20 protein-coding genes and 1 pseudogene are annotated in these 20,381 nt (G+C 63.0%); 5 read left to right on the forward strand and 16 right to left on the reverse strand.

Annotation, left to right across the window (positions count from 1 at the left end; genetic code table 11):
- Window positions 1-9 precede the first annotated feature (9 nt).
- Both ACEN84_RS15350 and ACEN84_RS15355 read right to left on the reverse strand, forming a co-directional pair.
- Window positions 10-447: a TIGR02301 family protein gene (locus ACEN84_RS15350; RefSeq protein WP_130282856.1), complete on the reverse strand. Its 438-nt coding sequence runs from the start codon at window positions 445-447 to the stop codon at window positions 10-12.
- Between the two features lie 60 nt (window positions 448-507).
- Complete coding sequence (locus ACEN84_RS15355; RefSeq protein WP_413709171.1) at window positions 508-924, reverse strand: NUDIX hydrolase; 417 nt, start codon at window positions 922-924, stop codon at window positions 508-510.
- Window positions 925-1,024: 100 nt separating this feature from the next.
- Between ACEN84_RS15355 and ACEN84_RS15360 the strand changes: the two genes are divergently transcribed.
- From ACEN84_RS15360 to ACEN84_RS15370, 3 genes are read left to right on the forward strand one after another with little or no spacing between them, the layout of a single operon-like run.
- Entirely contained in the window at window positions 1,025-1,345 is a 321-nt protein-coding gene (locus ACEN84_RS15360) for a YnfA family protein (protein ID WP_413711312.1), read from the forward strand.
- A 43-nt stretch (window positions 1,346-1,388) separates the two neighbouring features.
- Window positions 1,389-2,150, forward strand: coding sequence for an SOS response-associated peptidase (locus tag ACEN84_RS15365; protein ID WP_130282852.1), 762 nt, complete (start codon window positions 1,389-1,391; stop codon window positions 2,148-2,150).
- 31 nt (window positions 2,151-2,181) lie between these two features.
- Window positions 2,182-2,805, forward strand: coding sequence for a LysE/ArgO family amino acid transporter (locus tag ACEN84_RS15370; protein ID WP_130282850.1), 624 nt, complete (start codon window positions 2,182-2,184; stop codon window positions 2,803-2,805).
- Here ACEN84_RS15370 and ACEN84_RS15375 read toward each other — a convergent pair.
- From ACEN84_RS15375 to ACEN84_RS15395, 5 genes and pseudogenes are all read right to left on the reverse strand, one after another.
- Window positions 2,802-2,942 (reverse strand): hypothetical protein, encoded by a 141-nt coding sequence (locus ACEN84_RS15375; protein ID WP_165402740.1) that lies wholly within the window; start codon window positions 2,940-2,942, stop codon window positions 2,802-2,804. The genes ACEN84_RS15370 and ACEN84_RS15375 overlap by 4 nt on opposite strands.
- Before the next feature lie 157 nt (window positions 2,943-3,099).
- Window positions 3,100-3,945, reverse strand: coding sequence for a CDP-diacylglycerol--serine O-phosphatidyltransferase (gene pssA, locus ACEN84_RS15380; protein WP_112719561.1), 846 nt, complete (start codon window positions 3,943-3,945; stop codon window positions 3,100-3,102).
- A gap of 18 nt (window positions 3,946-3,963) precedes the next feature.
- Window positions 3,964-4,665 (reverse strand): annotated as a pseudogene (locus ACEN84_RS15385) (phosphatidylserine decarboxylase); the annotation flags it as partial.
- Window positions 4,666-4,801: 136 nt separating this feature from the next.
- Window positions 4,802-6,676, reverse strand: a complete 1,875-nt coding sequence (locus ACEN84_RS15390; protein ID WP_413709172.1) for an ABCB family ABC transporter ATP-binding protein/permease — start codon at window positions 6,674-6,676, stop codon at window positions 4,802-4,804.
- A 209-nt stretch (window positions 6,677-6,885) separates the two neighbouring features.
- Window positions 6,886-8,958 (reverse strand): LysM peptidoglycan-binding domain-containing protein, encoded by a 2,073-nt coding sequence (locus ACEN84_RS15395; RefSeq protein WP_413709173.1) that lies wholly within the window; start codon window positions 8,956-8,958, stop codon window positions 6,886-6,888.
- 155 nt (window positions 8,959-9,113) lie between these two features.
- On the opposite strand from ACEN84_RS15395, the gene ACEN84_RS15400 reads away from it, so the two are divergent.
- Window positions 9,114-9,737 (forward strand): TIGR00730 family Rossman fold protein, encoded by a 624-nt coding sequence (locus ACEN84_RS15400; RefSeq protein ID WP_112719557.1) that lies wholly within the window; start codon window positions 9,114-9,116, stop codon window positions 9,735-9,737.
- A 119-nt stretch (window positions 9,738-9,856) separates the two neighbouring features.
- Here the strand turns inward: ACEN84_RS15400 and rarD are convergent, their stop codons facing one another.
- From rarD to cysS, 7 genes are all read right to left on the reverse strand, one after another.
- Window positions 9,857-10,771, reverse strand: coding sequence for an EamA family transporter RarD (gene rarD, locus ACEN84_RS15405; protein WP_413709174.1), 915 nt, complete (start codon window positions 10,769-10,771; stop codon window positions 9,857-9,859).
- Window positions 10,772-10,897: 126 nt separating this feature from the next.
- Window positions 10,898-12,514 carry a citramalate synthase gene (cimA, locus tag ACEN84_RS15410; protein WP_413709175.1) on the reverse strand — a complete coding sequence of 539 codons (1,617 nt, stop codon included), beginning with the start codon at window positions 12,512-12,514 and terminating at the stop codon, window positions 10,898-10,900.
- Window positions 12,515-12,735: 221 nt separating this feature from the next.
- Window positions 12,736-13,692 carry a prolyl aminopeptidase gene (gene pip, locus ACEN84_RS15415; RefSeq protein WP_413711313.1) on the reverse strand — a complete coding sequence of 319 codons (957 nt, stop codon included), beginning with the start codon at window positions 13,690-13,692 and terminating at the stop codon, window positions 12,736-12,738.
- The gene (locus tag ACEN84_RS15420; RefSeq protein WP_413709176.1) at window positions 13,689-14,165 is read right to left on the reverse strand and encodes a GFA family protein; all 477 of its coding nucleotides are present in this window, start codon (window positions 14,163-14,165) and stop codon (window positions 13,689-13,691) included. Before ACEN84_RS15420 ends, pip begins: the two co-directional genes overlap by 4 nt.
- Window positions 14,162-14,650, reverse strand: coding sequence for a GFA family protein (locus ACEN84_RS15425; RefSeq protein ID WP_413709177.1), 489 nt, complete (start codon window positions 14,648-14,650; stop codon window positions 14,162-14,164). The genes ACEN84_RS15420 and ACEN84_RS15425 overlap by 4 nt, the downstream gene beginning before the upstream one ends.
- The gene (locus ACEN84_RS15430) at window positions 14,647-15,123 is read right to left on the reverse strand and encodes a GFA family protein (RefSeq protein ID WP_413709178.1); all 477 of its coding nucleotides are present in this window, start codon (window positions 15,121-15,123) and stop codon (window positions 14,647-14,649) included. The genes ACEN84_RS15425 and ACEN84_RS15430 overlap by 4 nt, the downstream gene beginning before the upstream one ends.
- A gap of 205 nt (window positions 15,124-15,328) precedes the next feature.
- Window positions 15,329-16,705 (reverse strand): cysteine--tRNA ligase, encoded by a 1,377-nt coding sequence (gene cysS, locus ACEN84_RS15435; protein WP_413709179.1) that lies wholly within the window; start codon window positions 16,703-16,705, stop codon window positions 15,329-15,331.
- A gap of 341 nt (window positions 16,706-17,046) precedes the next feature.
- Between cysS and ACEN84_RS15440 the strand changes: the two genes are divergently transcribed.
- Window positions 17,047-17,781 (forward strand): GH25 family lysozyme, encoded by a 735-nt coding sequence (locus ACEN84_RS15440; RefSeq protein ID WP_413709180.1) that lies wholly within the window; start codon window positions 17,047-17,049, stop codon window positions 17,779-17,781.
- Window position 17,782: 1 nt separating this feature from the next.
- Here ACEN84_RS15440 and ACEN84_RS15445 read toward each other — a convergent pair whose 3' ends face one another.
- A complete protein-coding gene (locus ACEN84_RS15445) occupies window positions 17,783-18,523 on the reverse strand; it encodes an SDR family NAD(P)-dependent oxidoreductase (protein WP_112719546.1) in 741 nt (246 codons plus the stop codon).
- A gap of 354 nt (window positions 18,524-18,877) precedes the next feature.
- Window positions 18,878-20,368 carry an amidophosphoribosyltransferase gene (purF, locus tag ACEN84_RS15450; RefSeq protein WP_112719545.1) on the reverse strand — a complete coding sequence of 497 codons (1,491 nt, stop codon included), beginning with the start codon at window positions 20,366-20,368 and terminating at the stop codon, window positions 18,878-18,880.
- Between the last annotated feature and the right edge of the window lie 13 nt (window positions 20,369-20,381).

Genomic DNA, 20,381 nt, shown 5'->3' on the forward strand with positions numbered 1-20,381 from the left:
AATTAAACGTCAATTTCCAAACCGCGAAGTAATTTCTGTGGCAAGTGTTGCACCTTCGTTACGGTAGCGCTCTTCTGCCACGATCGCCGATGCGGTGCAATCGGTATAGACGGATGCGAAGGCACGGTATCCACGGTTGAAAGCAGCGGTCAGCTTCTCTTTGCGCTGAGGCTCGTCTTTCGCTTCGGAATCAAGTAGTTGCTGCATGCTGTTGCGCCACTCGTCGCCGCCTGGCGCCTTGCAGAGCGTGCGCAGGTAATGCACCGAACCGATCACTTCCGCAAACCGCAAAAGCTTGTCGTCGTAGGGTACGGCAGCCGGTGGAGGCGGGGGTGCCTCGGGTGCCGCAGGCGCTGCCGCATTCTTGCCCTGTGCCCAGACGGGCGCGCTCATCGCTGCACCGGCGCACAAGAACAGGGACAAAACAACGCGTCGTACGGGAATCATGTGAACAGTTGATACGCAAGCCGTGTCGGGAACAAGGCGCGTGGCGGAGTTTCCACGCCGTTATTGTCGAAGCGCCAGCCGCTCGGCGCATTCGAGAACGGATTGCGGCACCGGCATCCGGCGGATCTCCTCGACGCTGTACCAGCCGAGATCGGCGGCGTCATCGGCAGCTTCCGCAACGGCATCGGCATCCGCCTCGACGGTGAAGACCGACAGGAAGAAATGGCTGGTGACGCTGCCATCAGGCGCATGGGTCTTCAGATCGTAGACCGAAAAGAGTTCAGGGTTGCGCGCCGCAATGCCGGTCTCTTCCCGGAATTCCCGCAGCGCGGTCTCAGCGGGCGTCTCACCCTCTTCGGCACGTCCGCCCGGAAAGGCATACATGTCGGCGGATGGCGGATTGCGGCGCAGCACCAGCAGATATTTGCCGTCGCGTTCGAGGATGGCGGAGGATGCTGCCTTGGCCGTCGAAGTCATTTCTGCCGTTTCCGTGGCTCTGCCGGTTGCGAATTGCTGGCCGATCGCCGAGCGTATCGATGAACCTGACTAACGCAGCATCGATTCGAAGAGAAGCCCGCTGACCTATCTGATCTATGCCTTTGCCGCGCTCTTCGAGATTGCCGGCTGCTTCGCCTTCTGGGTCTGGCTGAAGATGGGCAAGTCCGTCTGGTGGCTGGCGCCGGGCATGGTGTCGCTGGCGCTCTTCGCCTGGCTGCTGACCTTCGTGCCGAGCGAGGCTGCGGGGCGCACATTCGCCGCTTACGGCGGCATCTATATCGTCGCCTCGCTCCTCTGGCTGTGGCTCGTGGAAAACCGCATTCCCGACCGCTGGGACATCGGCGGCGCCGCGATCTGCCTTGCCGGAACAGCGATCATCCTCTTTGCGCCACGCAGTTGAGCCCACCCTTGACCGTTGCCCGGCAGGGTGCAAAGACAGGGGCATGTGCGGACGCTACGCCCTGACGATATCTCCGGAAGAGCTGCAGGATCTGCTCGGGCTTTTTGAGCTCGAGGACTTTCCGGCGCGTTACAATATTGCGCCGACGCAGCCGATCCTCGTCGTCGTCTCCGGAGAAACGCCGGAGAAGGGCAGCAACCTTCCGGATCGCCGCGCCGTCCTGGTGCGCTGGGGCTTCACGCCCTCCTGGGTCAAGGATCCCAAGGAATTTCCGCTGCTGATCAATGCGCGGGCCGAAACGGCGATCGGCAAGGCGTCCTTCCGCGCCGCCATGCGCCACCGCCGCGTCCTGATCCCGGCAAGCGGCTTCTACGAATGGCACCGCCCGTCAAAGGAAAGTGGCGAGAAATCGCAGGCCTACTGGATCAAGCCGAAGCATGGCGGCATCGTTGCCTTTGCCGGGCTGATGGAGACATGGTCGTCGGCCGATGGCTCGGAAGTCGATACCGGCGCGATCCTGACGACGGCGGCCAATGCTGCGATCGCACCGATCCACGACCGGATGCCAGTCGTCATCAAGCCCGAGGACTATACCCGCTGGCTCGACTGCAAGACGCAGGAGCCGCGTGAGGTTGCCGACCTGATGAAGCCGGTCGAGGAAGACTTCTTCGAAGCCATCCCTGTTTCCGACAAGGTCAACAAGGTGGCGAATATGGGCGAGGACCTGCAGACGCCCGTCGTTCTCGAAAAGCCCCCGAAGGCACCTGCCAAGAAGCCCGGCGACGGGCAGCTCAGCTTCTTCTGATTTCCAATCTTCTCATTCCCGGACCATCTTCATGATCTCGATTTCGGCTGCCCTTTCGGGCTTCTTCCTTGGCGCATCCCTGATTATCGCCATCGGCGCTCAGAATGCCTTCATTCTCCGCCAGGGCCTGCTGCGCTCGCATGTCTTCATTCTTTGCCTGATCTGCGCGCTGTCGGATGCGCTGCTGATCGCCGCCGGTGTCGGCGGTCTCGGCACGCTGGTATCGCAGTCGCCGGTGCTGATCTCGGTGGTAACGCTCGGCGGCGCCGTCTTCCTCGGCTCCTATGCCTTCATGGCCTTTCGCCGCGCGCTGCATCCGGGCGCCATGCAGGCCGGGGCGCCGCAGGCGCTGGGATTGAAGGCGGCGGTCGCCACGTGCCTGGCCTTCACCTTCCTCAATCCGCATGTCTATCTGGATACGGTGGTGCTGCTCGGCAGCCTGTCGGCGGCCTATCAGGGCGCAGATCGCCTCGCTTACGGCATCGGTGCTGCCGTTGCGTCATTCGTCTGGTTTTTCGGGCTGGGATATGGAGCGCGGCTGCTTCAGCCGGTCTTCGCGAAACCCGCCGCCTGGCGGGTTCTCGACGTCATCATCGGTGTCGTCATGAGCCTGCTGGCGATCAGCCTGCTCATCCGCTTTTTCGCGGCCGCTTAGGCGGGCTTCTTGATGAGGGCGGGCTTCTTCAGCATCAGTGCTGCTGCCAGAACGGCCTTCAGGCCGAGCGGGCGGTAGTGGGTGCTGAGGTCATGCTTGGCCGGCTGTTCCGCGGAGCCAGTCTTCTTCGAGGTCACGATACTCTCCTTACGTGTTCCCTGGACATGTTCTGATTTGCTCATTCGTCGGCAATAGCGACAAAATAGAGGCGTCGGTTATCAGGAAGTGTGTAAGGCGAAAACTTTGCGCGAGGCTTGATGCAGAAAAGCACGCATGAGTAGCGTGCTAATCAAATCAGATATGGCGGCCCATGTCGTCTTCGCCGACGCCGGGTTCCTCGATCGTCAGCGTCCCGTACTTCTTCTTCCAGCGCCGCGCGCCGAAGGGCAGCGATATCAGATAGATGACCACGGTGAAGACCATGATCTCCCAGGTGTAGCTCATCAGCAGCGCGACATAGAGAACGACACCGAGCATCAGCGGCAGCACCAGATCGCGGCGCAGCTTGCTGCCCTCCTGCTTGCCCGACCAGACCGGCAGGCGGCTGATCAGCAGGAAGGCGATGAGAACGGTGTAGGCGGACGACAGGAGCGCGAAGAGGCGGTCCGTCTCCAGGCCGAGGAAACCGAGATAGACGGGCGCCAGCACCAGCATGGCGCCTGCAGGCGCGGGCACGCCGACGAAATATTCCGACTGCCAGGGCGCCCGGTTCTCGCGCTCCGACATGACGTTGAAGCGGGCAAGGCGCAGGCCGGCGGCGATCGCATAGATCAGCGCCGCGATCCAGCCGATCGAGCGGGCCTGGTCGAGCGCATATACATAGCCGACGAGGGCAGGGGCCACGCCGAAATTGACGATGTCGGCGAGCGAATCCATCTGCGCGCCGAACTTCGACGTCGCCTTCATCAGCCGCGCGATACGGCCGTCGATGCCGTCGAGGAAGGCGGCGAGCAGCACCATCATCACGGCAAGCTCGTAGCGGCCCTCGAAGGCGAGGCGGATGCCGGTCAGGCCCGCGCAGATGGCAAGAATGGTGATGAGATTGGGAACGACCAGCCGGAGCGGGATTTCACGCAGTCGCGGACCACGCGCCGAATCGTTCGGTCCGTTGGGCTCGAAAGGTGGGAAAGGCGTCTCCATCTGTCGCTCCTGATCGTCTTAGCTGCGGCGGCTGATGACCGGACCCTTGGCGGAGGCGAATTCGGCAAGCACCGTCTCGCCGGCAATCGCCGTCTGGCCGAGCGCGACGCGGGGCGCAGCACCGGCAGGCAGGAAGACATCGAGGCGCGAACCGAAGCGGATCAGGCCGAAGCGTTCACCGGCATCGAGAGGCTCGTTGGTATTGGCCCAGCAGAGAATGCGCCGGGCAACGAGACCGGCGATCTGCACGACGCCGATATTGCCATGCGCGGTCTCGATGACGAGGCCGTTGCGCTCGTTGTCTTCGCTGGCCTTGTCGAGCTCGGCATTCACGAAGCTGCCGGAGCGGTAGTTGATGCTGACGATGCGGCCGCGCACCGGCGAACGGTTCACATGGCAGTTGAAGACGTTCATGAACACGGAGATGCGCAGCATCGGCTCGCTGCCAAGATTGAGCTCGGCCGGCGGCGTCACCATCTGGATCGACGAGACCTTGCCGTCTGCAGGCGAGATGACGAGATCGTCGTCCTGTGGCGTCATGCGCTCCGGATCACGGAAGAAATAGGCGCACCACAGCGTCAGGATCAGGCCGACCCAGAACAGCGGCTTGAACAGCCAGCCGAGCAGCAGCGACGCGACGAAGAAGGCGGCGACGAAAGGATAGCCTTCCTTATGGACCGGAACGATGGTGTTTCGAACGGTATCAAGCAGGCTCATATGCGCCGGTCTCCTCGGTTTTTTCGTTACCGCTGGTTATAGAAAAACTCCGGCCGCGGCAATGCCGTGGCCGCTGCGGCGGCCTTTGTGTCAAGGTTCTAAACAGCAAAACGGCAAATCGGCCGTTTTGTTCAGATGGTCAGGTGGCGGGCGCAAGGCGCGTGACAACGCCCATTTCGTCGCTCTCGCGCACCTGCTTCAGGTGTTCTTCGGCCGCGGTTGCCTCGCGCTGGCGGTTCCACATCGAGGCGTAGAGGCCGTTCCTGGCAAGCAGTTCGCCATGCGTGCCGCGCTCGGCGATCTCGCCGCTCTTCAGCACGATGATCTCGTCGGCGCCGATGACGGTCGACAGCCGGTGGGCGATGACCAGCGTGGTGCGGTTCTTCGACACGGCATCGAGAGCGGCCTGGATTTCGCCTTCGGTCGTGGTGTCGAGCGCCGATGTCGCCTCGTCGAGGATCAGGATCGGCGGCGCCTTCAGGATGGTCCGGGCGATCGCCACGCGCTGCTTCTCGCCGCCAGAGAGCTTCAGGCCGCGTTCGCCCACCTTGGTGTCGAAACCTTCCGGCAGCAGCTCGATGAAATGGGCGATCTGGGCGATTTCGGCGGCCGTCTTCACGTCTGCCTCGCTGGCCGACGGGCGGCCGTAGCGGATGTTATAGGCGACGGTGTCGTTGAAGAGCACGGTATCCTGCGGCACCATCCCGATCGCCGTTCGCAGGCTCTTCTGCGTGAGGCCGCGGATATCCTGGCCATCGACGGTGATCGCCCCGCTCTGGATATCATAAAAGCGGTAGAGCAGACGCGACAGCGTCGACTTGCCGGCCCCGGACGGGCCGACGACGGCGACCGTCTTGCCGGCGGGCACGTCGAAGGAAATCCCCTTCAGGATCGGGCGGGCCGGGTCGTAAGAGAAATGCACGTCCTTGAAGCTGATCGCGCCCTGGCCGATCGCCAGCGGCTTGGCATCGGGTGCGTCGGTCACCTCGGCCTTCACTTCCAGAAGATCGAACATCTGCTCGATGTCAGTCAGGCCCTGGCGGATTTCGCGATAGACGAAGCCGATGAAATTCAGCGGCACGGCAAGCTGCAGGAGCATGGAATTGACGAAGACGAAATCGCCGACCGTCTGTTCGCCGCGCTGGACGGCAAGACCGGAGAGCACGAGCATGATCGTCGTTCCGATGCCGAAGATCACGCCCTGGCCGAAGTTCAGCCAGCCGAGCGAGGTCCAGACGTCGGTTGCCGCCTTCTCGTACTTCTCCATCGACTTGTCGAAGCGCTTGGCCTCCATCTCCTCGTTGCCGAAATATTTGACGGTTTCGAAGTTGAGGAGCGAATCGATCGCCTTGGTATTGGCGTCCGTGTCGCTGTCGTTCATCGAGCGGCGGATGGCGATGCGCCAGTCGCTGGCGCGGATCGTGAACCAGATATAGGCCCAGACGGTGAAGGCGGTGACGGCGAGATAGGAGAAGCCGTAGCCCCACCAGAAGATGAAGGCCGTCAGCAGGAATTCGATGACCGTCGGTACCGAATTCAGGATCGTGAAGCGGACGATCGTTTCGATGCCCTTGGTGCCGCGCTCGATAATGCGCGACAGGCCGCCGGTCTTGCGCTCCAGATGGAAACGCAGCGACAGCTCGTGCATGTGCACGAAGGTCTTGTAGGCGAGCTTGCGCACCGCATATTGGCCGACGCTGGCAAACAGCGCATCGCGCAGCTGGTTGAGCGCCAGCTGGATCAGGCGGGTCAGGTTATAGGCGATGATCAGCGCGATGGCACCGGTCAGCAGCGGCGGAAGGCTGGTGTGGAGATCGGTCTTGCCGTTCAGCGCATCGGTCGACCACTTGAAGAAGTAGGGGACGAGCAGCAGCACGAATTTCGAGACCAGCAGATAGACCGAGGCCCAGACGACGCGCATCTTCAGGTCGGGCCGCTCGTTCGGCCACATATAGGGCCAGAGATTGAACAGCGTGCGCATCAGGTTGGAATCAGAGACCGTCTTGTTTGCCATGTCTATCTCCAAGCCCGGGGGCAGGGCTTTGATCGTTTTCGATAGCGGCAAATTGCAAAAGGCGGATCGGCTCTTTTCAAGCCTCCGCCAGACAGTCTCGCCGTTTCCCGGCACATAGGATTTGCAGCGCCCGAATGCAACGGCAAACCGCCAAAGCAAAAGGCCGGGCGAGAGGTTCGCCCGGCCTTTTCGTCATAATGACATAAAGCCTAGAGGTGCTCGCCGGCTTTCAGCTTGCGATGCAGCTCTTCCGAGTTCGGCAGCGCGTCCTTCGGAACGCCGAAGATCTGGCCCGGCAGGATGCGGTCCGGGTTTTTGATCTCGTCCTCGTTGGCCATGTAGATCGTCGTGTAGCGGACACCGGCGCCATAGACGCGGCGCGAAATCTGCCAGAGCGTATCGCCACGGCGGATGATGACGGTGTTGTTGCTCGTCGTCAGCGGCGCCTGCTCGATCGTCTTCGGCTCGCTGCTGTTGCCCGAAGCGACTTCGTTGGTCGCCGGTGCGGGTGCAGCCGGAGCGGCCGGTGCCTCGGGTGCAGCCGGAACGGTCGTCAGCCCGTCGATGATTGAGGCGAGCTTGTCGATCGCCGCACCAACGGACTTGGCATCACGCGGCAGCGCCTGCAGCGTCGTCAGCGCGCTTGCTGCCGACTGCGAGGACTTGGCAGCGGTTTCCTTGAACTCGGCGCGGGCATCCACCGACGGGCGGAATTCCGAGATCGAGCGCAGAGCAAACTCGGTCGCCGAACGGGCGGCGGCGAGCTGTTCGTTGCCGGGAAGCTGGCCGTTGACGAACAGGCCCTTCAGCAGCGCGAAAGCCTTGCCGGCATCCGTCTTCAGCTTGGCGAGTTCGCCTTCCTCAAGCGGAAGCATCGAGGGCGTTGCCGCGGCCGGCGCAGCAGTCGGCGCAGAGGTCTGTGCAGCGACGGTGACCTGATCGCCTTCCGGACGGTTGAAGTTGACGGCGGCGCGCACGAGAACCTTGCCGGCGCCATCGACGACATCGACGCGGATCTTGTGGTCGCCGACGGCCAGATCCATGGCGCCGTCGATGACGAAATGGCCGTCGCCACCGGCGCGTGCCTTGCCGATCAGCTTGTCGTCGGCATAGGCGAGCACGTTGGCATTGGCCTTGGCCGTACCGGCAACGAAGATCTTGTTGCCTTCGATTTCGACGGCATTGACCATGACCTCAGCCGGCGCCGCGGGAACGGCCGGTGCGGTGTTGGCGATATCGGTGGAGGCTGCGGGCAGGGCGGGCGTCGCACCGTTCGCGGCAGGCGTTGCCGCGGCAGTCTGCTGCTCGGCCTTCGGAGCGGTGATGATGCGGCTTGCTTCACCCGGCTTGGAAACCATGGCGAGGAGTTCGGCGCCGCTGCCGTCCTTCGGCACGGAAACGGTCGCGACTTCTTCCGAGGTCTGAACCTTGCCGTCCTTGCCGGTAACCTTCAGCACCAGCTGGTGATCGCCGGGGCCGAGCGGATTGTCGAGCACGGCTGCAAAGTCGCCGGAGGGGCCGACATCGGTGGTGGTGACGACGGTGTCGCCGTCCATCACTTCGAGCTTGCCGTTCGGCTCTGCAGAGCCGGCGATAACGGTGGAGCCATCGGGCTCGACGCGCAGGACGTCGAAGGCCGGAAGCTTCGGACCGGCATTTGCCTGGTCGGCGGCGGGCGCCGTTGCGGCCGGAGCGGTGGCATCGGCTGCTGCCGGCGCCTGGGCCGTCGTGTCAGCCTGCGGCTGGGGAGCCGTGCCGGGCTGAGCTGCCGGTGCGCCGGTCAGTTCGGATTCTGCCTTGAGGAGCGCGGCCAGCGCATCGGCGGCATTTTCAGGAAGCGCCTGGATGGTGGCGAGCGCCTTCGAAGCGCCGCCCTTGGCCTTGGTGATGATAGCAGCCGTCGCCGGGTCGATGCCGTCAGGTGCTGCAAAATCGGCAATCGCCTGCAGCGCGCCGGTCGCCTTCGTCTTGGCAGTCGCAAGGGCATCTGCAGCCGGGGTCTTGCCGTCGGCGAAGAGCGCCTTAAGTTCGGTGAGAGACTGTCCGGCGTCAGCCGTCAGGCGGCCGACCTTCTCTGTGGTGGCGGCAGCATCGGCAACGGCGTTGCGGGCGGTCTTGCCTGCTTCTTCGACCGTATTTTTGACTTCGTTGCTTGCCTGGTTGATCGCATCGCCGACCTTGGACGCGTCTCCGCCGATCCGGGGCATGACCACGAAGACCATAAGAAGGATTGCAATTGCAAGCACTGCGAGGGCCAGCAAGCCGGCGCGGTTTCTCATCATTCATTCTCCCCAGGCGGCAAATGTGCCGTAGTATCAGAAATTGCTAGCGATTCCCGTCGCTCTTCACAAGCATCCAAGGCGATCACCTACGCTTAAGACGTAGGTTTTGCCTCATTTTTCTTGACTGCCCAGCCCCGGAATAGTTGTTTGGCCCCATGACTGATCAATCGCACTCGATAAAATCCATCTGCGTCTACTGCGGCTCCAGGCCGGGACGCGACGCTGCATACATGACTGCCGGCCGCACGCTCGGCAAGGAAATTGCCGAATATGGGTTAAGGCTCATCTACGGCGGTGGCACGAAAGGCATCATGGGGGCGGTTGCCAGCGGTGTGCTTTCGGCGGGCGGCCAGGTCACCGGCATCATCCCGGAATTCCTGATCGACATGGAAGCGACGCGTCACTCGCTCGGCCAGCTCAACGAGCTAATTGTAACGCCTGATATGCATGCGCGCAAACACATGATGTTCGAGCGTTCGGACGCTTTCGTGGCGCTGCCGGGCGGCATCGGCACGCTGGAAGAGATCGTCGAGATCATGACCTGGGCACAGCTCGCCCGTCACGAAAAGCCGATGGTTTTCGCCAATATCAATGGCTTCTGGGATCCGATGATGGAGCTGATGAAGCACATGACGGAAGAAGGCTTCATCCACACCGCCCACCGGGTCCAGCCACTCGTCATCGACGACGTCTCCGGCATCATTCCGGCGATCATGGCGCAGGCAGCCGAAATCGCCGCCGATCGCGGCGGCGAGGACGAAGTTCTCTCCAAGATGTAAGACGTGAGGCGGGCGCCTAAAGCATGTCGCGCAAAAGTGTGCAGCGGTTTTGCGACAACGACATGCGAAAGGACAAAAAGCTAAAGCGCAGAAAGCGATCTGAAAGATCGCGATACGCTTTAGCGCCCGCGCGTCGCCTTCAGCATCGACAGCGTATAGAGCACCAGACCTGCCCAGATGAGCGGGAAGGCGATCATGCGCGCCGTGCCGAGCGGCTCGTGGAAGGCGAAGATGGCGATCAGGAAGATCATCGTCGGCGCGATATACTGCATGATGCCGATGGTCGAGAGCTTCAGGAGCTTGGCGCCATTGGCATAGATCATCAGCGGCAGGGCGGTGACGAGGCCGCAGCCGAGCAGGAGGGCGGTATCGCTCCAGCCGGTCTCGATGAAATGGCCTTCGCCGGTCACGAGTTCCAGGTAGAGGATGTAGAGGATCGCCGGCACGCTGAGGATCAGTACCTCGAGCAGAAAACCCTGGTTCGGCCCGAGCGGTAGCGTCTTGCGGAAGAAGGCGTAGAAGGCCCAGCTGAAGGCGAGCGTCAGCGCAATCCACGGCATGCCGCCGCCATCGACGATCAGCACGACGACCGCAATCGCCGCCAGCCCGATCGCCGCCATCTGCATCGGCCGCAGCTTTTCCTTGAGCAGTACGGAGCCCATGAAGATGCTGATCAGCGGATTGATGAAATAGCCGATCGCCGCATCGAGCGAATGCCCGGCGCCGATCGCCCAGACATAGGTGCCCCAGTTGACGGTGATCAGCGCTGCCGTCAGCGTCGCCATGGCGATCATCCGCGGTGAACGCAGCGCATCGCGGATTTCCTGCGTGCGGCCGAGCACCAGAAGCACGAGCCCCGCGATCGGAACCGACCAGAGAACACGGTGCGCGATAACCTCTGCCGGCGAGATATGCGCCAGCGCCTTCATGTAGATCGGCAGAAAGCCCCAGAGCAGATAGGCGGTCAGCGCGAAGGCAAATCCTCGCGGACTATCCTCGTTCTTGATGATCGGCGCGGTCGCATCGACGGACATGGGGGCGTTTCCATATTTTATCTTTATGGAACCCGCTCTAACCTAACGCATATGAATAGGCCAATTCATTTCCGTGAATGGATGTGAAGGACTTTTGATTTGCCAGATGTGGAATTCCACATCCGCTCACTCCGCCGCGATCTTCCCCGCCAGCTGCCGGTTCTTCATCAGCTTGTAGATAACCGAATCCATCAGTGCCTGGAAAGAGGCGTCGATGATGTTTTCGGAGACCCCGACCGTCCACCAGCGCACGCCGCTGGAATCGATCGATTCGATCAGGACGCGGGTGATGGCCTCGGTGCCGCCGTTGAGGATACGCACCTTGAAGTCGGCGAGCACGAGGTCGTCGATCTCGTGCTGGTACTTGCCGAAATCCTTGCGCAGCGCCAGGTCGAGCGCGTTGACCGGGCCTTCTGCCTCGGCGACCGACATCAGCGTCTGGCCGTCGATGGTGATCTTCACCACGGCTTCCGAAACGATCTTGACGCGGCCGAGACTGTCGAACCGGCGCTCGATCATCACGCGGAAACCGTCGATGCCGAAGAATTCCGGGATGGTGCCGAGCGTGCGGCGGGCGAGCAGCTCGAAGCTCGCATCGGCGCCCTCATAGGCATAGCCCGAAGCCTCGCGCTCCTTGACGATGGAGATCAGGAGGTCGAGCTTCGGATCGTCCTTGCCGACCTCGATGCCGCGGCGCTTCAGGGCATTGATGAAATTCGCCTTGCCGCCCTGGTCAGAGACCATGATCTTGCGGAAATTGCCGACACTTTCCGGCTTCACATGCTCATAGGTGCGCGGATCCTTGAGCAGCGCCGAGGCGTGGATGCCTGCTTTCGTCGCAAAGGCGGAGGCGCCGACATAAGGCATCTGGTGATCGGGCGAGCGGTTGAGGAGCTCGTCGAAGGCATGCGACAGGCGGGTGAGATTGACGAGCCGCTCCTCGTCGATCGCCGTCTCGAAACGGGTCGAATAGGCATCCTTCAGCGCCAGCGTCGGGATCAGCGTCACTAGATTGGCATTGCCGCAGCGCTCGCCGATGCCGTTGAGCGTGCCCTGGATCTGCCGCACGCCAGCCTCGACGGCGGCGAGCGAATTGGCGACCGCCTGGCCGGTATCGTTATGGGCGTGGATGCCGAGACAGTCGCCGGGAACGCCGGCCGAAATCAGCGCCTCGACGATCGCGCGGATCTCCGGCGGCTGCGTGCCGCCATTGGTGTCGCAGAGCACCACCCAGCGCGCGCCGGCATCATAGGCGGCCTTGGCGCAGGCGGTGGCATATTCCGGATTGGCCTTGTAGCCATCGAAGAAATGCTCGCAATCGACCATCGCCTCCTTGCCGGCAGCAACCGCGGCCTTGACGCTTTCGGAGATGGATTCGAGGTTTTCCTCGTTGGTGCAGCCGAGGGCCACCTTCACATGGTAGTCCCAGCTCTTGGCGACGAAACAGATCGCATCGCTCTTGGCCTGCAGCAGCGTGGCGAGGCCCGGATCGTTGGAGGTCGAGATCCCCGGCCGCTTGGTCATGCCGAAGGCGACGAAGCGGGCGGCCGTCGTGCGCTTCTCGCTGAAGAAGGCGGTGTCGGTCGGGTTGGCGCCGGGATAGCCGCCCTCGACATAATCGAGACCGAAATCATCCAGCATCGCCGCAATCGCAATCTTGTCCTCGACCGAAAAATCGATCCCGGGCGTCTGCTGCCCGTCCCGGAGCGTCGTGTCGAAGAGGTAGATGCGTTCTCTGGTCATTGCGATGCCTCCAAGGCGGTCACTGCTTCATGCGTTGTGTTCGGGGAGGCGCCTCCCCTCTGCCCTGCCGGGCATCTCCCCCACAAGGGGGGAGATCGACTTGCGGCTCGCATCTCCCGAAACAATTCAGGTTGGAGCGAGCGGCTGCGCCCAGCGGATCTCCCCACCTGTGGGGGAGATGCCCGGCAGGGCAGAGGGGGGCTGGCACCCACTGGGCCAGCCTATTTCCCCGCAAACTTATCCGTAGCCCGGATCAGCTGATCCAGTATCCCCGGCTCCGAAAACGCATGCCCCGCGCCCTCGATCAGATGGAACTCCGCCTTGGGCCAGGCCTTGTGCAGCTGCCAGGCATATTTGGCGGGGCAGGGCATGTCGTAGCGGCCGTGGACGATGACGCCCGGAATGTCCTTCAGCTTGTGCGCGTCGCGCAGCAGCTGTCCCTCATCCATCCAGCCGGCATTGACGAAGAAATGGTTCTCGATGCGGGCGAAGGCATAGGCGAACTCGGCTTCCTCGAACTTGCCGCTGGTGGATTTCTCCGGCAGCAGCGTGATCGTCTCGCCTTCCCAGATGCTCCAGGCATGCGCTGCCTCAAGCGCCGCCGCCCGGTCGGGGCCGGTGAGGCGGCGGTTATAGGCCTGCATCATCTCATGGCGTTCTTCCGGCGGGATGGGTGCGATGAAGCGCTCCCACTTGTCCGGGAACATCTCGGAGACGCCGAACTGATAGTACCAGTCGAGCTCGGCCTTGGTGAGCGTATAGATGCCGCGCACGATCAGTTCGGAGACCCGTTCCGGGTGCTTTTCGGCATAGGCAAGCGCCAGCGTCGAGCCCCAGGAGCCGCCGAAGACCTGCCATGTCTCGACGCCCGCCATTTCGCGCAGGCGCTCGATATCGGCAACCAGATCCCAGGTCGTGTTGGCCTCGAGATTGGCATGCGGCGTGGACTTGCCGCAGCCGCGCTGGTCGAACAGCATGACGTCGTAGAGCTTGGGATCGAAGAGACGGCGATGAACCGGCGAGAAGCCGCCGCCCGGTCCGCCATGCAGGAAGACGGCCGGCTTGGCGCCCGGCGTGCCAGAGCGTTCCCAATAGATCCGGTGGCCGTCGCCGACATCGAGATGGCCGGAGGCATAGGCCTCGATTTCGGGATAGAGCGTGCGCAACACTTCGGTCATGCCCTGAAGCCTTTCGCGGGCCATGTTTCGGTATCGTGATCGGGATGCTGGAAGGAGATGATCGCTTCCTGGCGCGAATAGAAATCCGGGTCGGTATGCACAGGGGCGTCAAAGATCTTCTCGACCCAGGGCAGGCGTGCCTCATGGTTCACCTGGATCTGCGGCTGCAGGTCGATGCGGTCGTCGAATGTGCCGATCGCCAGCTCCAGTCCGCCGGGATGCCGGTAGGTCATCGGCGTGCCGCAATTGCTGCAGAAGCCGCGGTCGATATTGATCGACGACTGGAAATAGCTGAGCTCGCCGCGCGTCCATTCCATGCCGTCTTCAGGGGCCGTCACCAGCGCCGAGAAGAAGCCGCCGAACTGCTTCTGGCACATCCGGCAATGGCAGATCGACGGGCGGCCGATCTTTCCCGAGATGCGGAAGCGGATCGCGCCGCACTGGCAGCCGCCTGTTCGAATGGGTTCACTCATCTTGCTGCTCCATGGGGCCACTGAATGGTATCGTGATCGGGATGCTGGTGGTTGCTGGATGCGATCGCGTCTTCGCGCTCGCTGCTTTCTGGCTCCGGCTCGACGGGCAGGGCGTCGAGATCATGGAACCAGCGCATGCGGCTGCCCATGTTCGACTGCGCGACGGGCTTGACGGACTGCGGATCGTCGAGCGAACCGAGCGTGATGTTGATGAAATCGGCTTCCGGGATATCGTAAAAGAGCGGCGTGCCGCATTCGGCGCAGAAGCCGCGGCGCACGAGATCGGAAGAGCCGAACCACTTCGGCTCGCCGCGCGTCAGCGTAAAATCGGCGCGCGCTACACCGGCAAGCGGCAGGAAATAATTGCCTGCCGCCTTCTGGCACATGCGGCAATGGCAGAGATGCGGATAGCCGAGCTCGCCCGAGGCCCGGTAACGCACCGCGCCGCATTGGCAACCGCCGCTTCTATCCGCGCTTGCGCTCACGCCTTCTCCTCCGGCGGCCAGGCCGCGGTGTCGTGATCGGGGTGCTGGTAGGAGACGATGTCGTTGATGAACTCCGCCGCCTCGACATCATCCTCGGTTCGGATGCCCGGCAGCGCATGCAGCCGGTCGGTGAACGGCAGCTTCGCCTCGATGCCATACTGGATCGTCGGCGGCAGTGCTGCGGGATCGTCGAAGGCACCAGCCGCAATCGCCAGCCCATCCGGCGCCTCATAGGTCAGCGGCGTACCGCAATCGCCGCAGAAGCCGCGGAAGGCGAAGTTCGAGGACTTGAAACGCTTGCGCTCGCCGCGCGTCCACGCAAGCTCCGCGCCGCGGACGGACACCAGCGGCGCATAGTATCCTCCAGACGCCTTCTGGCACATCCGGCAATGACAGATCGACGAATGCGTCAGCTCGCCTTCCACCCGGAAGCGAACGGCACCGCACTGGCATCCGCCGGTGTAAACAGTCATTGGGCCTTCCTCCGTGATCCCGGGTCTTGGAAAAAGACCCCTCCCAACCCTCCCCACAAGGGGGAGGGCTTACCCGTGGCACCGCTTGCCGACACTGTCGACGCGTCGGCGCAAACTGCAAGGTCCAAAGCAGGCAAGGCGGCCGCTAAGCCCCTCCCCCTTGTGGGGAGGGGTTGGGGAGGGGACTTGGTCAAGACCCGTAGGCTCACCGCTTCAACTCCCAGGTCGTCACGCGTTCCCCGGTCGCCGCATCCTTGCCGTCCTTCAGCTGCACGCTTTCGGAAAGCAGTTCATCACGCAGCTTGTCCGCCTCGGCAAAGTTCTTCGCCTTCAGCAATTCAAGCCGCGCCGCAACGCGCCGGTTGATCTCAAGCGCCACGGCCTCGTCGACCTCCGTCTTCTCCGGCAGCACGCCGAGCAGCGCCGCGCTTGCCGCAAACACCGCGGCATCGCCGGACTGCGCCAGCGCATGCAGCGCCTGCACGGCGGCGACCGTGTTGAGGTCGTCTGCCAGTGCCGCAAGCACTGCGGCATCCGGTGCCGCATCGCCGGCTTCGGCTGCCGGCCACTTGGCGAGTAGGCGTTCAGCCTCCTCGAGTCGCTTGATCGAGAAATCGATCGGCTCGCGGTAATGCGTCATCAGCATCGCCACGCGCAACACTTCGCCCGGCCACTTCCGGCCGCCGAATTTCTCGGTGTGCAGCAACTCGTAGATGGTGACGAAATTGCCTTCGGACTTCGACATCTTGCGGCCTTCGACCTGCAGGAAGCCGTTATGCATCCAGACATTCGCCATCACCTCGGTGCCGTGGGCGCAGCGCGACTGGGCGATCTCGTTTTCATGGTGCGGGAAGATCAGGTCCAGCCCGCCGCCGTGAATGTCGAAGACCTCGCCGACATAGCGCTGGCTCATCGCCGAGCACTCGATATGCCAGCCCGGACGGCCGCGGCCCCAGGGGCTCTCCCAGCCGGGTTCGTTATGCGAGGAGAGCTTCCAGAGCACGAAATCGCCGGGGTTCTTCTTGTGCGCATCGACGGCGATGCGGGCACCCGCCTGCTGTTCATCGAGATTGCGCTTCGAGAGCTGACCGTAATCGGCCATCGAGCGCGTATCGAAAAGCACTTCGCCTTCGGCCTGATAGGCATGACCGTTCGCCAGCAGCTTTTCGATGATCTCGATCATCCCGGCGATGTTCTCGGTCGCCCGCGGCTGGTGCGTCGGCTCCAGGCAGCCGAGCGACTTGGCGTCGTCGAGAAACTGCGTCTCGGTCTTCTCGGTGACGCGGCGGATCGCCTCGTTCAGCGGCAGCCCGGGATAGTCGCGCAGCGCCCGGGCGTTGATCTTGTCGTCGACGTCGGTGATGTTGCGCGCATAGGTGACCTTGTCTGCGCCATAGACATGGCGAAGCAGCCGGAACAGCACGTCGAAGACGATGACCGGGCGGGCATTGCCGATATGGGCGAAATCGTAAACGGTCGGGCCGCAGACATACATGCGGACATTGTCGCGATCGATCGGTTCGAAAGCCGTCTTTTCGCGCGTCAGCGTGTTGTAAAGCTTGAGTTCAGCCGGGCCGGCCATGTCCTGTTCTCCCAATGCAATGATCCGAAAAATACTGCCACCGGCGGGCCGGGGCGTTTCTCATCTTTGCGTATTTGGGAGACGAAAACGGCCAGGCCAGCGAGCGCGCTAGCGAATAATCTTCCGGCAGTTAATGCAGATAACCGTTTTCATGGCGCGTTTTATGGCGCGGGAACGGCCATCGGTCAAGTGGGGGTGAGGCCCGATGCGGCAAAGCCGCAGCAATCGATCCGGTGAATCGATCGCAGGGCCGAACGCCCGCAGCGAAAGCAAAGGGCCGGGCGTCAAAGTTACGGTATTTCCATGCTATCACCACAGCCGAAACAGATGAGATCAACCCCGTGCGCCGCGTCCTCCTCCTGCTCATCACCGCCATCATCCTGACGGTTGTCGCCTGCGGCGCCTATCTGGCATACGATCGCGCCATGACGCCGTTCTCTCCGCCATCCCTCGCAGATTATCCGATCCAGGGCATAGACATCAGCCATCACCAGGGCGACATCGACTGGGCGCGCCTCAAGGGCCAGCCCAAAGTCCGCTTCGCCATCATGAAGGCGACCGAGGGCGGTGATCACCGCGACCGGAAATTCGCCGAGAACTGGCAGGCAGCAAAGCAGGCCGGGATCGTCCGCGGCGCCTATCACTTCTTCACCTTCTGCCGCCCCGGCGCCGAGCAGGCCGATAACGTCATCGCCACCATCCCCGCCGAAGCCGACGCCCTGCCGCTGGCGCTCGACCTCGAATTCACCGGCAATTGCGGCAAGGTGCCGACATTGGACGAGCTCAGCGCCGAGATCGCGGCTTTCTACGCACGGCTGAACGGCCGCTATCCCGGCCAGCCGGTCTTCTACATGAACGAGAGCTTCTTCGAGCAGTATTTCAAGGGCAACGAAACCCGCTTCCCGCCCCACACCCTCTGGATCCGCAGCATCGCGCAGCGCCCGAATTGCCAGAACTGGTCGCTCTGGCAATTCGCTGACGACGGCTCGGTGGAGGGCATCGAAGGCCCTGTCGATCTCAACGCGCTCTGCCCGGGAAGCGCGCTCGAGTCGTATTTTGCGGAAACCTTGAGCTAGCTTACGCCGGCAGGTGGTAATCCACCAGCTTGTTTTCGCGCACGATGAACAGCTTGCCGGTTTCGGTGACGCCGGGGCCGAGGAGGGGGAGGATCGCCTTGGCGACTTCGGAGGGGTGCGGCAGCGAGGCCGGGTCTTCGCCGGGGACGGCCTGGGCGCGCATCGCGGTGCGCGTGGCGCCCGGATCGACGCTGGTGATGCGCAGCGGCGTCGACTGGCTTTCGCCGGCCCAGGTGCGGGCCAGCGCCTCGACGGCGGCCTTGGAGGCGGAGTAGGGGCCCCAGAACGGACGGCATTTGTGCGCGGCAGCCGACGAGAGGATGACGGCGCGGCCGGCTTCGGCGCGGGTCAGCAGCGGATCGACCGAACGGATCAGCCGCCAGGTGGCGTTGACATTGATGTTCATCACCTTCTCGAAGGTCTTCGCCTCGACATGGCCGATCGGCGAGATGACGCCGAGCACGCCGGCATTGGCGACGAGAATGTCGAGCTTGCCCCAGCGTTCGAAAATCGAGCCGCCGAGACGGTCGATGGCTTCCATGTCGGCGAGATCGAAGGGAACCAGCGTGGCGCTGCCGCCGACGGCCTTGATCGCATCATCGAGGTCTTCGAGGCCGCCGACGGTGCGGGCGCAGGCGATGACGTGCGCGCCGGCCTTTGCGAGTTCGAGCGCGGTGAAATAGCCGATGCCGCGGGAAGCGCCGGTCACGAGCGCGATCTTGCCTTCAAGATTGATGTTCATACTGCCGTCCTGATGCCGCGCCGGGCTGGTCTTTGAGTTCTTTGTGGGAACGATTGAATGGTCGCTTTTGGCGAGCCGCCAACCTCGCCTTCCTCATCCCTGTGCTTGTCACAGGGATCCAGCGCGCGCAAGTCTTTGCGCGCAGGAGAGTCTTTCTTGATGCAAGAGGGAGAGGTCTGCGGTTGCGGCCCCCTCATCCGCCCTTCGGGCACCTTCTCCCCGCTGGGGAGAAGGGACGACTGTGGCATCCGGTTGCGCTGACTTCCCCTCTCCCTTCGGGGGTCCGAAGGACGGGTCGAGACTGTCGGCTCGACCCCGGTGGGCAGGATGAGGGGCTCCGGGTGCCGGAAGGAATTACCCGTTCGTCGCCAACAGTGAGACCTTGCGGCCCATCTTCTCGCCGTCCTTGTCGAGGAGGCGGGTCGGGTAGTCGCCGGTGAAGTAGTGGTCGGTGAATTGCGGGCGGGCGTCGTTGCGGTCTTCGCCGCCGACGGCGCGGTAGAGGCCGTTGATCGACAGGAATTCCAGCGAATCGGCGCCGATATATTTGCACATCGCTTCCAGGCTTTCGTACTGGTTGGCGAGCAGCTTTTCACGATCAGGCGTGTCGATGCCGTAGAAGTCAGGGTAGTAGATCATCGGGCTGGCGACGCGCAGGTGCACTTCCTTGGCGCCGGCATCGCGGATCATCTGCACGATCTTCAGCGAGGTGGTGCCACGCACGACGGAATCGTCGACCAGCACGACGCGCTTGCCTTCGATCATCGCCCGGTTGGCGGAATGCTTGAGCTTCACGCCGAAGGCGCGGATCTGCTGCGTCGGCTCGATGAAGGTGCGGCCGACATAGTGGTTGCGGATGATGCCGTATTCGAACGGGATGCCGCTTTCCTGCGCGTAGCCGAGTGCAGCAGGCGTGCCACCATCGGGAACGGGAACGACGACGTCGGCTTCGACGGGCGCTTCTTTGGCAAGGTTGATGCCCATGTTCTTGCGGGCAACGTAGACGCTGCGGCCGCCGACGACGGAATCAGGACGGGCGAAATAGACATATTCGAACAGGCAGAGGCGTTCCGGCTGGCCATTGCCGGCCTTGCGCGCGTCGATGGTGATCGAGCCGTCGGACTGGATTTCGCAGATGATGACTTCGCCATTTTCGACATCGCGGATAAACTTGGCGCCGATGATGTCGAGCGCGCAGGTTTCGGATGCGAAGATCGGCTTGCCGTCGAGCTCACCCATAACAAGCGGGCGGATACCGGTGGGGTCGCGGGCGGCGATCAGCTTGGTGCGGGTGATTGCCACCATCGAGTAGCCGCCTTCCATCTGGCGGATGGCGTCGATGAAGCGGTCGGCGGTCGAGGCGTAGCGCGAGCGGGCGATCAGGTGGAGGACGACTTCGGTGTCCGACGTCGACTGACAGATGGCGCCACCGGCGATCAGCTGGCGGCGAAGGGTCAGGCCGTTGGTGAAGTTGCCGTTGTGGGCGATGGCGATGCCGCCGACTTCAAGTTCGGCAAACAGCGGCTGAACGTTGCGCAGCGCCACTTCGCCCGTCGTCGAATACCGGTTATGGCCGATCGAGATATTGCCGGGCAGGCGGGCCAGCGTCGTCGGGTTGGTATAGTGGTCGCCGACCAGGCCCATATGGCGCTCGGAATGGAACCGCGATCCGTCGAAGGAGACGATACCGGCGGCTTCCTGGCCGCGGTGCTGCAGGGCGTGAAGCCCGAGCGCCGTCAGCGTTGCCGCATCGTCATGGCCGAGAATACCAAAGACGCCGCACTCTTCATGGAGCGTATCCCCATCGAGTTCGTCATTGAGCGTCAGGGAATAGGACTGGTTCATCGATGCGGGCCTT

Origin of the sequence: Rhizobium sp. Rhizsp82 (genome assembly GCF_047325115.1) — a bacterium.
Taxonomy (GTDB): Bacteria; Pseudomonadota; Alphaproteobacteria; order Rhizobiales; family Rhizobiaceae; genus Rhizobium.